The sequence below is a fragment of the Streptomyces sp. CC53 genome, from assembly GCF_001865245.1.
GTDB lineage: Bacteria > Actinomycetota > Actinomycetes > Streptomycetales > Streptomycetaceae > Streptomyces.
In genome coordinates, this window is the sequence record NZ_MKXB01000052.1 from 1 (window position 1) to 15,221 (window position 15,221).

General features: G+C 74.8%; 11 protein-coding genes, 1 tRNA gene and 2 pseudogenes. 9 read left to right on the plus strand and 5 right to left on the minus strand.

Annotated elements, in window-relative coordinates:
* Positions 1 to 15: 15 nt before the first annotated feature.
* A tRNA-Arg gene (locus BJP40_RS04690) sits at positions 16 to 88 on the minus strand.
* A gap of 307 nt (positions 89 to 395) precedes the next feature.
* On the opposite strand from BJP40_RS04690, the gene BJP40_RS04695 reads away from it, so the two are divergent.
* The 8 genes and pseudogenes from BJP40_RS04695 to BJP40_RS04730 all read left to right on the plus strand — a co-directional run bounded on the left by BJP40_RS04695 (position 396) and on the right by BJP40_RS04730 (position 9,949).
* Positions 396 to 2,003: a dynamin family protein gene (locus tag BJP40_RS04695; protein ID WP_226962665.1), complete on the plus strand. Its 1,608-nt coding sequence runs from the start codon at positions 396 to 398 to the stop codon at positions 2,001 to 2,003.
* Between the two features lie 6 nt (positions 2,004 to 2,009).
* Positions 2,010 to 3,845 (plus strand): YfjP family GTPase, encoded by a 1,836-nt coding sequence (locus BJP40_RS04700; protein WP_071278816.1) that lies wholly within the window; start codon positions 2,010 to 2,012, stop codon positions 3,843 to 3,845.
* Positions 3,846 to 3,964: 119 nt separating this feature from the next.
* On the plus strand, positions 3,965 to 4,534 hold the full coding sequence (locus BJP40_RS31355) for a single-stranded DNA-binding protein (RefSeq protein ID WP_079170919.1): 570 nt from the start codon (positions 3,965 to 3,967) through the stop codon (positions 4,532 to 4,534).
* Between the two features lie 285 nt (positions 4,535 to 4,819).
* Positions 4,820 to 6,240 (plus strand): annotated as a pseudogene (locus BJP40_RS04710) (Cys-Gln thioester bond-forming surface protein).
* A 316-nt stretch (positions 6,241 to 6,556) separates the two neighbouring features.
* Positions 6,557 to 6,751, plus strand: a complete 195-nt coding sequence (locus tag BJP40_RS04715; protein ID WP_071278818.1) for a hypothetical protein — start codon at positions 6,557 to 6,559, stop codon at positions 6,749 to 6,751.
* Between the two features lie 386 nt (positions 6,752 to 7,137).
* Positions 7,138 to 8,802, plus strand: a complete 1,665-nt coding sequence (gene ettA / locus BJP40_RS04720) for an energy-dependent translational throttle protein EttA (RefSeq protein ID WP_071278820.1) — start codon at positions 7,138 to 7,140, stop codon at positions 8,800 to 8,802.
* A 14-nt stretch (positions 8,803 to 8,816) separates the two neighbouring features.
* Positions 8,817 to 9,251, plus strand: coding sequence for a thioesterase family protein (locus BJP40_RS04725; protein WP_079169017.1), 435 nt, complete (start codon positions 8,817 to 8,819; stop codon positions 9,249 to 9,251).
* Positions 9,248 to 9,949 (plus strand): hypothetical protein, encoded by a 702-nt coding sequence (locus BJP40_RS04730; protein ID WP_071278822.1) that lies wholly within the window; start codon positions 9,248 to 9,250, stop codon positions 9,947 to 9,949. The genes BJP40_RS04725 and BJP40_RS04730 overlap by 4 nt, the downstream gene beginning before the upstream one ends.
* Positions 9,950 to 10,510: 561 nt before the next feature.
* On the opposite strand, the gene BJP40_RS04735 is transcribed toward BJP40_RS04730, so the two are convergent.
* Complete coding sequence (locus BJP40_RS04735) at positions 10,511 to 10,915, minus strand: globin (protein WP_071266248.1); 405 nt, start codon at positions 10,913 to 10,915, stop codon at positions 10,511 to 10,513.
* A 97-nt stretch (positions 10,916 to 11,012) separates the two neighbouring features.
* Here BJP40_RS04735 and BJP40_RS04740 point away from each other — a divergent pair, with 97 nt between their 5' ends.
* Positions 11,013 to 12,002, plus strand: a complete 990-nt coding sequence (locus BJP40_RS04740) for a methyltransferase domain-containing protein (RefSeq protein WP_071278824.1) — start codon at positions 11,013 to 11,015, stop codon at positions 12,000 to 12,002.
* Here the strand turns inward: BJP40_RS04740 and BJP40_RS04745 are convergent.
* The 3 genes and pseudogenes from BJP40_RS04745 to BJP40_RS04750 all read right to left on the minus strand — a co-directional run.
* A complete protein-coding gene (locus BJP40_RS04745) occupies positions 11,999 to 13,285 on the minus strand; it encodes an FHA domain-containing protein (protein WP_071278826.1) in 1,287 nt (428 codons plus the stop codon). The two genes, BJP40_RS04740 and BJP40_RS04745, sit on opposite strands and share 4 nt — an antisense overlap.
* 67 nt (positions 13,286 to 13,352) lie before the next feature.
* A pseudogene (locus tag BJP40_RS35240) lies at positions 13,353 to 13,553 on the minus strand (hypothetical protein); the annotation flags it as partial.
* 362 nt (positions 13,554 to 13,915) lie between these two features.
* On the minus strand, positions 13,916 to 15,221 hold a 1,306-nt coding region (locus tag BJP40_RS04750; protein WP_107416703.1), incomplete at its 5' end, for a PP2C family serine/threonine-protein phosphatase.

Below are 15,221 nucleotides of genomic sequence, written 5' to 3' on the forward strand. Positions count from 1 at the left end.
GTCAAGTGGGGTGAGCGCCCCAGGCAGGACTCGAACCTGCGGCCAAGCGCTTAGAAGGCGCCTGCTCTATCCACTGAGCTACTGGGGCCGGTGGTGGCCTGGTGGCCTCTGGAGCCCTGGTGGGTGGTCCGTGACCTTGCCGGGGTCAAGGATAGGGCTCCGATCGCCTTGGGCCGGGCGCTTCACCTGCGTGGCACGATGTGGAGGTTCAGTGAAGCGACACCGATAATCGCAGGCAGGTGCGATTTCCGCAGCGCTTTTCGCGCCACGCGCGCCGGGTGTTGTGCACTCGTTATGCCTGAGTCCCACTCGTTCCCCTCTATCCATTGTGTCCAGTCGGCGCGCAGAGAGGGCATACGCTTCAAAAAGATGGTGAAATTGGGCATTCTTCACATGTGGTGACCTTGGACGTACGGCCTCAGCTCCTCGACGCACTCTCCGCCCTGCGCGACAGTGTCGCCGCTGTGCGTCTTCCCCTCCCGCTCCCCGGCGCCCCCGGAGCCCGGCGCACCCGGTCCGAGCTGCTCGCCCAGCTCGACGACTACGTGGTCCCCCGGCTCCAGCACCCGGAGGCGCCCCTCCTCGCCGTCATCGGCGGATCCACCGGAGCCGGGAAGTCCACCCTCGTCAACTCCCTCGTCGGCCGCCGCGTCAGCGAAGCCGGCGTGCTCAGACCCACCACCCGCACCCCCGTCCTCGTCTGCCACCCGGACGACCGCGACTGGTTCGCCCACCCGCGTGTCCTCCCGCACCTCACACGCGTCTGGGGCCCCGGCCCCGCCGACCGCGACACCCCCGACGACGAGCCCGGCGGCTGCCGCACCCTGCGCGTCGAGCAGTCCGACACCCTCACCCCCGGCCTCGCCCTCCTCGACGCCCCCGACATCGACTCCCTCGTCGTCGAGAGCCGCGAACTCGCCGCCCGGCTCATCTGCGCCGCGGACGTCTGGGTGATGGTCACCACCGCCTCCCGCTACGCCGACGCCGTGCCCTGGCACCTCCTGCGCACCGCGAAGGAGTACGACGCCACCCTCGTCACCGTCCTCGACCGCGTGCCCCACCAGGTCATCACCGACGTCGCCCGCCAGTACGGGGCCCTGCTCACCCGCGCCGGCCTCGGAGACGTCCCGCGGTTCACGATCCCGGAGCTCCCCGAGTCGGCCGGCGGCGGCCACGGCCTGCTCCCCGACACCGCCGTCGCCCCCCTGAGGGCCTGGCTCACCCACCGGGCCCAGGACCCGGCCGCCCGGCAGCAGGCCGTCGGCCGCACCGCGCGCGGCGTCATCGACTCCCTGCGCGCCCGCGTCCCCGAACTCGCCGCCGCCGTCGCCGCCCAGTGCGCCGCCGCCGTCCGCCTCACCAGCGCCGTGGAGAACGCGTACGAACGCGAACGGGACCGGGTCCGCAGCGAACTGCGCCGCGGCGCCGTCCTGGCCGGCGACGCCCGCACCCGCTGGCGCGCCCACCCCCACGACTGCACCGCCGCCGAACTCCTCGACGCCCTCGTCGAATCCCTCACCGCCCTCCTCCACTGCGCCGTCGCCGCCGCCGACGAGCGACTCCACGACGCCGTGCGGCGCGAGCCCGCCGCCGGCGCCCTGCCCGCCGAGGACAGGGCCCGCCAGGACCGGGAGGCCGCCGAACGCATCGGCATGGCCGTACGCCGCTGGCGCCGCGTCCTGGAGGAACTCACCGACGAGGAGGCGCGCCGCACCGAACGCCCCTCCGCGCCGCCCCCCGAGACGGTCGCCGCCCTCCTCGCCACCGCCCTCCTCGGCGGGCGCCGCGCCCGCGGCGCCGGCGAGCAGCTCGCCGAACTGCTCGGCGCGCAGGCCACCCTGCGGCTGCGCGACCGGGCCGCAGAACTCACCACCACGTCCATCGACCGCATCCTGCGCGAGGAACGCGACCTCCGCCTCACCCCCCTCGACGGCCTCGGAGTGACCCCCGAGCCGCAGGCCGCGCTCATCGCCGCGCTGTCCGTACTGCAGAAGGAGAGGTGACGGCAGTTGAGCGCCGTGGAGCAGAGCTGGGACGACGGACTCATCGCTCGCCGCCTGAGCGGCCACGCCGTTTACGACGACACCCCACCCGACCCCCCCGCCCCCCACGACCCCCGCGTCCCGGCCGAGGACGCGGCCCACACCCTGGAGACCACCCCGTACAAGGGCACCCTCCGCACCCGCCTGGACGCCCTGCGGGAACTCATGGGCCTGTCCGCCACCCGTGTCGACACCGACGTCCTCGCCGAGGCCGGCCGCGTCCTCGACGAGGCGGCCGCCCGGCAGCGGCTGTCGGCCCGTCACACCGTCGTCGCCATCGCCGGCGCCACCGGCAGCGGCAAGTCGAGCCTCATCAACGCGCTGGCAGGCGTGCCCGTCTCCGAGACCGGCCTGCGCAGGCCCACCACCGGGGCCCCCATCGCCTGCGCCTGGTCCGACGGCGCCGCCGGGCTCCTCGACCGGCTCTCCATCCCCGGCCGGCTGCGCCGCCGCCCCCTCGCCGGCGGCGCCTGCGACGAGGCCCTCCAGGGGCTCGTCCTCGTCGACCTGCCCGACCACGACTCCGCCGTCACCGCGCACCGCCGACAGGTCGACCGCGTCCTCGCCCTCGTGGACGCCGTCATCTGGGTCGTCGATCCGGAGAAGTACGCCGACGCCGCCCTCCACGAGCGCTATCTGCGGCCCCTCGCCGGACACGCCGACGTCACCTTCGTCGTCCTCAACCAGATCGACCGGCTCCCCGGCGACGCCGCCCACCAGGTCCTCGACGACCTGCGTCGCCTCCTCGACGAGGACGGCATGGCCCTCGGCGAGCACGGCGAACCCGGCGCCACCGTCCTCGCCGTGTCCGCCGTCACCGGTGAGGGCATCGGCGAACTGCGTGAACTCCTCGGCGCGTTCGTGCAGAGCAGGACCGCCGCCGCCCGGCGGATCGCCGCCGACGTCGACGCGGCCGCCACCCGCCTGCGGCCCGTGTACGTCGCGGAGGGGCGCCCGGGCCTCGGCGAGCGCTCCCAGGAGGACTTCGCCGCCCGCCTCGCCGTCGCCGTCGGTGCCGGCGCCGCGGGCGAGGCCGCGGAACGCGAGTGGCAGCGCAACGCCGGCCGCGCCTGCGGCACCCCGTGGCTGCGGCTGTGGCGCTGGTACGAGCGGCTGCGCACTCCCGGCGGCGGCGAACCCCCGGGCGGCCCGCCGCCCGCGGAGGACGAACCGACCGCCCGCCAGCGGGTCGAGCAGGCCGTACGGATCGTCGCGGAGGAAGCCGCCCGGGGACTGCCCGCGCCGTGGGCCCAGGCGGTACGGGAAGCCGCGGTGCGCGGGGCACGCCGGCTCCCGGAGGCCCTCGACGACCTCGCGGTCAAGGTCCGCGCGCCGGACGAGCGGGACCCCCGGGCCGCGGCCGCCGCCGGCCCCGACGGCCCGGAACCGACCCGTGAGCCCGCGCCGCGCGCCGAGCGGGCACGGCGCCGCCGACCGCTGCGGCCGGCCTGGTGGCCCGTCGCGGTGCTCCTCCAGATGGCGATGACGCTGCTGCAGATCGCGGGCGCGCTGTGGCTCGTCGGCCAGATCGCCGGCGTGCTGGAGCCGGGCCTGCTCGCGCCCGTGCTGGTGATGCTCACCGGCATCGTCGGCGGACCGCTCATCGAGTGGGGCTGCGCCGCGGCCGCCCGCGGACCGGCGCGCCGCCACGGCCAGGACATCGAGCGGCGACTGCGGGAGGCCGCGGCGGCCTGCGGGCGGGCCATGGTGCTCGACCCCATCGCCGCGGAGCTGATGCGCTACCGGGAGGTGCGCCAGCAGTACGCCACGGTGTCCGGCAGCAGCCGCCTCCGCCGCCACTGACGGGTGACGGGGTTGTCCCCAGCGGCCCCCTCGTCCACAGGCCCCGGCGGGATCCGCCGAAGGCGCCCATCATGGACGCACACGGCGGCGGGCGCCGCCGGAGGGGAGGAGCGACGCACATGAACGACACCCTGGTGACCGTGGTGGGGAACGTGGCGACGAGCGTGGAGTACCGGGAGACGCAGGGCGGCGGGGTGGCCCGGTTCCGTTTCGCGGCGACGCCGCGCCGCTGGGACCGTGAGCGCGGCGTGTGGACCGACGGCCCGACGAACTTCTACACGGTCAACGCGTGGCGGCGGCTCGGCGCCAACGTCGCCGCGTCCGTCTCGGTCGGCGAACGGCTCGTGGTGCACGGCCGGCTGAGGGTGCGGGAGGAAGGTGCCCGGGAGGGGCGGCGTGCGACGTTCGTCGACATCGACGCGCTGGCCGTGGGGCACGATCTGACACTCGGTACCGCCGCGTTCCGCCGCACGGGCATCCCGGCGCCCGCGGCAGGACCGCCCGGCTCCGGGCGGGACGACCCTCAGGACACCGGCCGGGACGCACCGGCGGACGCGGACGCGCGAACCCCGCCGGACGGCTCCGTGAGGGACCCGCTCGGTGCCACCCCGGAAGTCCTGCCCGGCGCCGCACCGTCGGAAGGCGCCCTCACCGGCACGGGGCCGCAGCGGGAACCGGTCACAGCGTGACGCGAAAGCAGGGAACGTCGGGCCGACTTGCCAGCGTCATGGAGGCAACACGTACCGCACACACGGGCGGTTCACGGTAACGATTCTGATTCAGAACGATTGATCGTCGGCATCCCGGGGGAATGCGGCTGGCCGCATCTCTAGGATTCCCGGTACTCACGGGGCACTTGAGTCGTTCGGCGAGTCCCACCCCCCTTGTGTCTCATGGTGTGCTCTCGCGCCAAGGGGTCTCGCCCAGAGGGGAAATACGTGTTCGGTTCGTTCTCTGTCCAGGGGCGCCGGCGGATGGCCCGCCGCGTCGCCGCCACCGTCCTGACGTCCGGCCTGATCGCCGGCGGTTCCATAGCGGGGGCGGCCACCGCCTCCGCGGAGGAGGCGCCGCACCAGGGCGGGGCGTCCGCCACCCTCAACGGGCTCACCACCTACCACCGCGCGGAGATCCACGAGGAGGGCAAGGCCGACAAGCCCCTGCCCGCCGGTCTCTCGAAATGGAGGTGGAGGGCGGCGGCACCCTCAAGACGTACTGCATCGACATCCACAACCCGACCCAGCCGAAGGCCAAGTACCTCGAAACGCCGTGGGACCAGACGTCCCTCGGGCAGAACGAGGAGGCCGGCAAGATCCGCTGGATCCTGCAGAACTCCTACCCGCAGGTCGACGACCTCGTGGACCTCGCCAAGAAGGCCGGTGCGGGCACGCTGACCCCGGAGACCGCCGCGGCCGGCACGCAGGTCGCGATCTGGCGCTACTCCGACGGCGTGGACGTCACCGCGGTCGACCCGGCCGCCGAGAAGCTCGCCGACTGGCTGGAGGAGAAGGCCGAGAACCTGGAGGAGCCCAAGGCGTCGCTGAGCCTTGAGCCCGCCGCGGTGTCCGGTCCCGCCGGCACCCGGCTCGGCCCGATCACGGTCCACACCAACGCCGACAGCGCGTCCGTGAACCTGCCCTCCGAGGTCGCCGCCACCGGCGTGAAGGTCACCGACAAGGCCGGCAAGCCGGTCACCGAGGCAGCCGACGGCAGCGAGCTGTACGTCGACGTCCCGGCCGGCGCCAAGGACGGCTCCGCCTCCTTCGGCGTGCAGGCGACGACCTCCGTGTCCGTCGGCCGCGCCTTCGCCAGCCTCAGCAAGAGCCAGACGCAGATCCTCGCCGGGTCCAGCGTGTCCACGGTCTCCGCCACGGCGACCGCCACCTGGGCCAAGAAGGGCGCCATCCCGGCGCTCTCCGCCGAGAAGAACTGCGCCAAGGGCGGCGTCGACATCACCGCCACCAACGAGGGCGACGAGCCCTTCGGCTTCGAGCTGATGGGCGGCGAGTACACCATCGGCGCCGGCGAGTCGAAGACCGTCACCATCCCGGTCGCCGAGGACCAGCCGTACGACTTCACCATCGCGCTCCCGGGCGGCGAGAAGAAGACGTTCAAGGGCGTCCTCGACTGCAAGACCACCAGCAGCACCACCCCCACCACCGGGGGCGGCAGCGGCGGCACCGAGGAGCCCGGCCCCGCGCCGAGCCCCCAGTCGGGCGGGGCCACCTCCTCCGGCACCACCGGCACGGGCGGCTCCACCGGCGGCGCCGGTGACCTGGCCGAGACCGGCGCCTCCGGCGCCACCCCGATGATCGCGGGCATCGCCGCCGCGTTCCTGCTGATCGGCGGCGGAGCGGTGTTCTTCCTCCGCAAGCGCAAGGGCGCCTCCGCCGGGTAGCACCCCGCACCCCGGGCAGCCCCTCGGCGGCCCCCGGCGCCCGTGCCCCGACGGCACGGCGCACCGGGGGCCGCCGCATCGCTTTGCCGCCTGCCACCTGCCGCCTGACGCCCTCGGCTTGCGTTGCACCACCTCGCCCTTGCACGCGCGCCCCGAGCGGCGGTGCGGCGGACCGGGAACCACCTGCCCCGTGGCTCCCCCGCCCCCGGGGCGGACCGCAGGGCAGACGGCCTCACCGGCGACCGTCCGAAAGCATGCGGGCGAGGAGGGACCGCATGATGGGACGGCAAGAGAGCACATGACACCCGGAGGATCCATGAACGCACTCGGCAGCGACGGAATGTGCGAGCTCGACCCGGTCACCTGGGACGCGATGATCGACGCGCTGAAGGCCAACGGCGTGTCCGACGAGACCCTCGGCAAGGTCTGCCGGCAGGCCCTGACGACCATCAACGCCACGCCGGTCGCGGTTCGGGAGGAGTGGGTGGCCACGGGCGTCAGGCCGCGGTGAGCCGCGGCAGCCCGGCCTGGTCTCCTGCCGTGCCGGGCACTCGCCGACGCCGCGTCCGGCCCCGCCACCGCTGACGCGCTGCCCATCGGCGGGCCGGGGCTGCGGCAGCGGCGGTGACACCGCGGGTCCGCAGTGACAGCAGCCGCGCCGACGTGAGCGCCGCCCCGCCCGCCGAGGCCCGCCCTCCGGCCGTCGGAGCGCCCGGCGGGCAGCGGCGACCACCGGCAGCGCCCCGATGGTGCGGCGGGGAGGGGCACCGGCCCCGTCGGCGGGCCGCCCACCTACTCGTTTTCGCCCTGGGGTGGCGGTACGGCAAGATGGGGTGTATCTGCCCTGACGAGGCGGAGCCGCTGACTCGACCCCTACGGATTGCCGGACGGTTTCTCTTGGCTGAGTACATCTACACGATGCGCAAGACGCGCAAGGCGCACGGCGACAAGGTCATCCTCGATGACGTGACGCTGAGCTTCCTGCCCGGCGCGAAGATCGGTGTGGTCGGCCCGAACGGCGCCGGTAAGTCCACCGTCCTCAAGATCATGGCCGGTCTGGAGCAGCCGTCGAACGGCGATGCCTTCCTGACGCCGGGCTACAGCGTCGGCATCCTCCTCCAGGAGCCGCCGCTCGACGAGACGAAGACCGTCCTGGAGAACGTCCAGGACGGCGTCGGCGAGGTCAAGGGCAAGCTCGACCGGTTCAACGCCATCGCCGAGGAAATGGCGACGAACTACACCGACGAGCTGATGGAGGAGATGGGCAAGCTCCAGGAGGAGCTGGACCACGCCAACGCCTGGGACCTGGACGCCCAGCTGGAGCAGGCCATGGACGCCCTGGGCTGCCCGCCCGGCGACTGGCAGGTCACCAACCTGTCCGGTGGCGAGAAGCGCCGCGTCGCGCTCTGCAAGCTGCTGCTGGAGCAGCCCGACCTGCTCCTCCTCGACGAGCCCACCAACCACCTGGACGCCGAGTCCGTGCAGTGGCTGGAGCAGCACCTGGCGAAGTACCCGGGCACCGTCGTCGCCATCACCCACGACCGGTACTTCCTCGACAACGTCGCCGAGTGGATCCTGGAGCTCGACCGCGGCCGCGCCTACCCGTACGAGGGCAACTACTCCACCTACCTGGAGACCAAGCAGGCCCGCCTCAAGGTCGAGGGCCAGAAGGACGCCAAGCGCGCCAAGCGGCTCAAGGAAGAGCTGGAGTGGGTCCGCTCCAACGCCAAGGGCCGCCAGGCCAAGTCGAAGGCGCGTCTGGCCCGCTACGAGGAGATGGCCGCCGAGGCGGAGAAGGCCAGGAAGCTGGACTTCGAGGAGATCCAGATCCCGCCGGGCCCGCGCCTGGGCAACGTCGTCGTCGAGGTCGAGAACCTCAGCAAGGCCTTCGGTGAGAAGGTCCTCATCGACGACCTCAGCTTCACCCTGCCGCGCAACGGCATCGTCGGCGTCATCGGCCCGAACGGCGCGGGCAAGACCACGCTGTTCAAGATGATCCAGGGCCTGGAGGAGCCGGACTCCGGCTCCATCAAGGTCGGCGACACCGTCAAGATCAGCTATGTCGACCAGAGCCGCGAGAACATCGACCCCAAGCGCACCCTGTGGGCCGTGGTCTCCGACGAGCTCGACTACATCAACGTCGGCCAGGTCGAGATGCCGTCCCGCGCCTACGTCTCCGCGTTCGGCTTCAAGGGCCCGGACCAGCAGAAGCCGGCCGGCGTGCTGTCCGGCGGTGAGCGCAACCGCCTGAACCTGGCCCTCACCCTCAAGCAGGGCGGCAACCTGCTGCTCCTCGACGAGCCGACCAACGACCTCGACGTCGAGACCCTGTCCTCGCTGGAGAACGCGCTGCTGGAGTTCCCCGGCTGCGCCGTGGTCGTCTCCCACGACCGCTGGTTCCTCGACCGCGTCGCCACGCACATCCTGGCGTACGAGGGCGACTCCAAGTGGTTCTGGTTCGAGGGCAACTTCGAGTCGTACGAGAAGAACAAGGTGGAGCGCCTCGGCCCGGACGCGGCCCGTCCGCACCGCGCCACCTACAAGAAGCTCACCCGCGGCTGAGGCGGCGCTGACTCGTGGCTCGACACCTCTACCACTGCCCGCTCCGCTGGTCGGACATGGACGCCTTCGGGCACGTCAACAACGTGGTCTTCCTCCGCTACCTGGAGGAGGCCCGCATCGACTTCATGTTCCGGCTGGCGCCGGGTGACGGCTCGCCGTCGTTCTCCGGCGGGTCCGTCGTGGCCCGGCACGAGATCGACTACCTGCGGCCCCTGGTCCACCGGCACGAGCCGGTGACCGTCGAGTCGTGGGTCACCAAGATCGGCGCTGCGTCGCTCACGATCGCGTACGAGATCAAGGACGCCGACCAGGTCTACGTGCGGGCCTCGACGGTCGTCGTCCCGTTCGACCTGGAGGCGCAGCGTCCGCGCCGCATCTCCGAAGAGGAGAGGGCGTTCCTCCAGGAGTACGTGGACGACGCCATGTCCTCGGAGGACGCCGCCGCATGACGGCGCCGACCGCGTCACTGCAGTGCGCCGACGTCAGGGAGGCGGCGGGCCTCGCCGCCTTCCTGACCCGGCTGCTCCACTACGACCGGGCCGCCGCCGTCCGTCTCCAGTCGGGCGGCGGCGTCCTGGCGGTGTTCGGACGCCCGCCGTCGTTCGAGGTGATCGCGGTCCGCACGGCCCTGCTGCGGGACGGCGACGCGGCGCCGCCCCTCGACCTGACCGTGTCCGCGGGCGAACTGCTCGACGGCATCGACGACACGGACGGCCGGCTCGCCCTGCCCGCACCCGTCACCGGCCCTCCGTGGAGCGGGGTCCTGCCGCCGCGCGGCGGCTGGCAGGAAGTGCCGGGCCTCCCCGGCGCCGACGCGCTCGGCCGGGCGGTCGCCGCGGCCGTCGCCGAGTTCCGCGGGCGCGACGAGCAGCTCCCGCAGGAGCGAAGGACCCGCGCCGAACGGGACCGGCTCGGCCGTGAGATCTGGTCCCGCACCATCGCCGGCACCGGGCTTCCGCTGCGCGCCGCGCACGCCGCCCAGTCGCTGGGCTTCCTCCCGCCGCCCGGCCTCCTGCCGCGCGAGGCGCCGGTGACGCTGCTGGCGGCCGGCCCGTGGCTGCGGCTGCGCACCCCGTTCGGCTCGGTCGCCGTGCGGACCGGCACCGGCCTGGGCGAGCTCGGCGTCACGCCGCTGCGCCACGGCTGACCGCGCCACAGCCCGGCTGGGGAGGGCACCGGGCGGAGGGCAACGGTGACCTCCGTCCGGCGGGCGGAGCCCCGAAGTGCCGGGACCACAGCCGCCGGGCCGGAAGGGTCCGTACGCCCGGGCGCTTCTCACCGCGGGCGCCACCGGGCGGGCCCCGACGTCACCGTCGGACCCTCCGGAGACGCCGGCCCCGGAGTCGACGGCGTTTACGGCATTCTCACGGCATTCACGGATGGCAGAGCGGACGCGGCACGCAGCACTCCGCAAGGCCCGTCACATGACCTGCACGCAGCGCCGGGGGAGTCCGGCGGTGTGCGGCCCCGCAGGCAGCACTCTGCGAAGCCCGCCCTGTGACCCACCCGCAGCGCAGACGTGGTCCCGCGGTGCGCGGCCCGCACCCAGCACTCCGCGAAGCCCGCCCTATGACCCACACGCGGCGCAGACGTGGTCCCGCGGTGCGCGGGCCCCGCACGCAGCGCTCACCGAAGCCCGTCACACGACCCGCGCCGCTCCGGAACCGTCGCACACCCGTCGGCGGCGCGTGGTCCCGGTCCCGCGGCCTCAGCCGTGGGCGTTCACCATCGACGCCGCCGCGTAGGTGAGGTAGCCCCACAGCTGGCGCTCCAGTTCCTCCGGCAGCTCCAGCTCGTCCACCGCGACCCGCATGTGCTGAAGCCACGCGTCGTGCGCGGCCCGGTCGACGACGAACGGCGCGTGCCGCATCCGCAGCCGCGGGTGGCCGCGCCGGTCACTGTAGGTGCGCGGGCCGCCCCAGTACTGCATGAGGAACAGCGCGAGCCGCTCCTCTGCCGGACCCAGGTCCTCCTCCGGGTACATCGGCCGCAGCAGGGGGTCCTCCGCCACACCCTGGTAGAACCGGTGGACCAGGCGCCGGAACGTCTCCTCGCCGCCCACCTGCTCGTAGAACGTCTGCTCCTGGACGGCGCCGTGCGGGATGTCTGTCACCCGTCCATCGTCTCAGACCCCGCACGCGAAGCCCCCGGCCCCGGGAGCCCTCCGCCCCCAGGGGCCCGCGCCGCGTGACCGATGTCACAGTGGAGGCATGGGCCTGTCCGTGCACGACCCGTGGGCCGGGGCGGCCGGCGCAGCACGCGGCCGCCTGGTGGCCTCGCTCATCGCCGAGGGCCTGCTGCCCGACCCCGTGTGGCGGGCGGCGTTCGCGGAGGTGCCCCGCCACCTCTTCGTGCCTTCGTACTTCGTCGGCACGATCGGCGGCTACGAGCGGTTGCGGTGCGACGACCCCGACCCGCTGCGCCGCGAGGCATGGCTCCTCGGCGCGTACGAGGACGAGCCCGTAGGCATCCGGATGCGGAACGGCGAGCTGGTGTCCACCGCGAGCCAGCCGTCTCTCATGGCCGCGATGCTGCACGCCCTCGACGCCCGCGACGGGGACTCCGCCCTGGAGATCGGCACCGGCACCGGCTACAACGCCGCCTTGCTCTGCCACCGCCTCGGCGACGACCGGGTCACGTCCGTCGACCTCGACACCGACCTCACCGACGCTGCCAGGGCCCACCTCGCCCGGGCCGGCCGCCACCCGGTCGTCGTCACCGGCGACGGGGCGCGCGGCTGCCCGGGGCGTGCGCCCTTCGACCTCGTCATCGCCACGTGTGCGATGCCCGAGGTGCCGCGCGCCTGGCTCGCCCAGTGCCGGCCCGGCGCCCGGATCGTGGCCCCGCTGTCCACAGGAGTGCTGCGGCTGCACGTGGTGGACCCCGCACACGCGGAAGGGCGGTTCCTGCACACGTCGGCGTACTTCGTACCGCTGCGCGGCGCCCTGTCGCCGCTCCCCGAGGCGCGCACGGCGGGGCTGCCCCAGGAGGCGCTCGGCAGTGACCTGTTCCGGTTCCTGCTCACCCTCGCGGCGGGCCACCTCGACCCGTACGAGGCGTACGCGCTGTGGCAGCGGGAAGGCAGGCCCGAGCGCGAGCGCTACGGGGTGACGGTCGCCGGGGACCGCCAGTGGGCGTGGCTGGACGACCCCGAGGGGCCGTACGCCTGGCCCCTCGGGTCACCACCTGCCCGCGGCTAGCCGCGGACGACCGTGAGCGTCGTCCAGGCCCCGACGTGGACCCGGTCGCCTTCGCGCAGCGGCACCGGGACGTACGGCTGGATCGGGTCCTCGCCGCCGTTGACGGTCGTGCCGTTGGTGGAGTTCTGGTCCACGACGGCCCAGGAGCCGTCGGGCTGCTGGACCAGGATCGCGTGCTGGTGCGAGACGCCCGGGTCCTCCGGCGGCCCCGACAGGTCGATGTCGGGGGACTCACCCGTGGACTGGCGGCGCCGGCCGATGCTCACCTGCTTACCGGTCAGCGGAACGTGCCGCTCCGGGGCGTACCCCGGCAGGGTGAGACCCGCGGCCTCGGGGCCGCTGCGCCGCATCATCGCCGTGAAGTAGTCACCGTCCGGCGCGACCACGACCGACCAGCCCGCGGGCGCCGCACCGGGCCCGTGCCCGCCGGGACCGGTCGCACCGCCGGGGCCGGGCTGGTGGCCTGGCGGCGGGAAGGCCGGGGCGGGGGCGGGCGGGAAAGCCGGGCCGCGGTCGTGGGCCGCCGTGCCGGGCCCCGGCGCCGGGGGTGCCGGGGCGTACGCCTGCGGAGGCATGCCGTGCGGGGCGCGCGGGCCCGGCTGGGGGCCGCCCTGGTGCTGCGGGCCGTCCCGGTGCGACGGCGGCGGCAGCAGCCAGTCGTCGCCCCCGGTCGACTGCGGGGCCTGGCCCGGCGGAGGGAAGCCCTGCGGCGGAGGCGGAGGCGGAGGCCCGGGCGGTCCCGGGTTCCGGCCCGTCGGCCCCTGCGGCGGCTCGGGCGTCGGCGGCCCGGCCGGGCGGTGCCCCTGCGGGGGAGGCGTGCCCTGGTACGCGTGCGGGTCCTGGTGCCCCTGCCCCTGCGAGGGCGGGCCGGACAGGAAGCCGGGTGGCAGGTCCATCCCGGCCGACGAACCGAAGGGGCCGGGGCCGCCGGGGCCGCCGGTGGGTCCGGAGGTCGGCGGGGCAGTGGACATCGGGGAGTACGGGTCGGTCTGGCCCGGTGCGAAGTTCCAGCGGCACTCGCCGCAGAACGGCGCCCCCGGTTCACGCGGGCTGCGGCAGCGCGGGCACAGCTCCGCCTGCTGCGTGGCGTTCGGGTCGCCGCCCGCCGTGCCGTAGCCGTGGGCGGGCGGTGGCGGGGGAGGGTAGCCGTACCCGGGAGCCGGCGGCGGGGGAGGAGGCGGCGGGGCGGCGCCCGCCGGGGTGCCCGCCCCGGCCATGCGGTGACCGCACACCTCGCACCAGTCGTCGGAAGGCGACTGGTGTCCGTTCGGGCAGGTCGGCATGTCGGCCTTTCCCCCTCTCCTCGTCGGCCGCCGCTGCGGCCGTGGTCATGACGCTCGTCCGTTGTGGCCTTGTCACGCGAACCGTCTTGGTGGAGCGCGTTGCGAGCGTCATCTCGTCCGCCTCCGCGACCTTCGCCTTCCGTCGCACAGTACCCGCCGCCGTGGCGTCGACGTCGGCCGCCTTCGAAAGCAGTTTCGCAGTATCCGTGTTCCCGCGGGGCCCGCGCCACCTGCGCGGGGCCCGCCGCGCGGCCTGCCCGGCGCGGCCGCCGCCGATGCGCGGCGCACCGTGCGCCGTTGCGCGGTACGGGGAACGGATGCGCCGTACGCGCTCCCGGCCAGGGCCGCCGTCGAGTGGCCTCCACGGCGCGCGCGGGCCGCCGCGCCCACTGCCTTCCCGCAGCCCCCGCCACTCCTCCCCATGCGGCGCGCAGAACCCCGCGCCCGGCGTCCGCACCCGGCCCCGCGGCCCGCAGGCGACTGCCCCCGCGGGGTCGTGGGCGGGGCCCGTCCTGGGCGGGGACGCGGCCCGCTCGTACGGGTGCCCTGGTCACCCCGCCCTGTGGACGTCCGCGCCGGACGCCCGGGGGCGCCCCTGAGGGTGCGGGGACCCGTGGCGGCCGGGCGCGGTCAGGCTGCGCCCGCCCCCTGCGGCGGTACGGCGAACGGCAGCACCGCCACCGTCACGTTGTCGTGGCCTCCGCCGTCCAGGGCGTGGCCGACGAGGACCCGGGCCGCGTGCAGGGGCCGCCGCGCGGCGTCCGGCGGAACGGCGCGCGCCATGTCCTCGGCAGACTCCGCGTAGTTCCACAGGCCGTCCGTGCAGACGACGACCACCCCGGGCCGGTCGGGGGCGAACACGGCTGTGTGCGGCTCCAGTTCGTACGCGTCGGCACCCAGCCAGCCGGTGATGGCGTGGGCCCGCTCGTCGGCGTACGCCTGGGCCTCGGTCATCAGTCCCGCAGCGACCATCTGCGCCGCCCACGAGTCGTCCTCGGTGAGCCGGCACGGCGCGGCCGTGCGGTCGTCGGGCACCCAGTAGACGCGGCTGTCGCCCACCCAGCCGACGGTCAGCCGGCCACCGGCGGCGACGGCCGCGACGAGGGTGCAGGCGGGGGCGTTGCGGTGCCGCTGCGCGTCCGGGTCGTGGCCCGCCCTGTCGCCGTCCCGGCCCGCGAGGGCGGTGACCGCGTCCCCGGCGGCCATGATGGCGTCGTGCAGGGCCTGGTGGGGAGGGGCGCCGTCGGCCAGGGCCCGGGTGAGGCACGCGTTCGCCGTGTCGGAGGCGGCGGCCGACGCCTCGTCGGGGCGCGCCGCGGAGGACACCCCGTCGCAGACGACGGCGACGACGGCGGGCGAGCCGTCCCCGAGGGCCGCGGCGCTGACCGCGAAGGCGTCCTCGTTGCGGTGGTGGCGCAGGCCCCGGTCGGTGACGGCGGCGACGCTGTCGAGCTCCTGCTCCATGTGGTCGCGGGGGCGCGGCTGGGCGTGCCCGCAGTGCTCGCAGTACCCGTCGCGGTCGACGCGCCCGGCCCGGCAGGCCACGCACGCCCCGGTGCCGGGTGACGGGTCGGTCGCGCGGGCGGCGGCCTGCGCGGCGGCGCGGGGGTCGGGCGCGGCGAGGACGAAGTCCCCTCCAGCGGCGGGGTGCGGCTGACCACCCGGCGGATCGTGGCGTACGGGGTGGTCGGGTGTGGCGCTCATACCCGACACGGTAGGCCCGCCGGGCCCGCCGGTCACGGCCGGTGCAGCGGATACCGCCTGGGCCACCGGCACGGCGGGTGGTGCGGGAGGCAGGGGAGGCGGAGGAGGCAGAGGAGGCGAAGGAGATGTGGGCGCCGAGTGCGGTTGTGGAGGCTGTGGCGGCGCAGGGGGCATGGGGGGCTGGAGAGTTCGGGCGGGCGTGGGCGGGGCGGATGGGCCGGATGGGCTGAGG

Coding starts and splice junctions, on each gene's coding strand:
- BJP40_RS31355 (WP_079170919.1), top strand. CDS start 3,965: ATGAACGACACCCTGGTGACCGTGGTGGGGAACGTGGCGACGAGCGTG.
- BJP40_RS04715 (WP_071278818.1), top strand. CDS start 6,557: ATGAACGCACTCGGCAGCGACGGAATGTGCGAGCTCGACCCGGTCACC.
- BJP40_RS04730 (WP_071278822.1), top strand. CDS start 9,248: ATGACGGCGCCGACCGCGTCACTGCAGTGCGCCGACGTCAGGGAGGCG.
- BJP40_RS04740 (WP_071278824.1), top strand. CDS start 11,013: ATGGGCCTGTCCGTGCACGACCCGTGGGCCGGGGCGGCCGGCGCAGCA.
- BJP40_RS04745 (WP_071278826.1), bottom strand. CDS start 13,285: ATGCCGACCTGCCCGAACGGACACCAGTCGCCTTCCGACGACTGGTGC.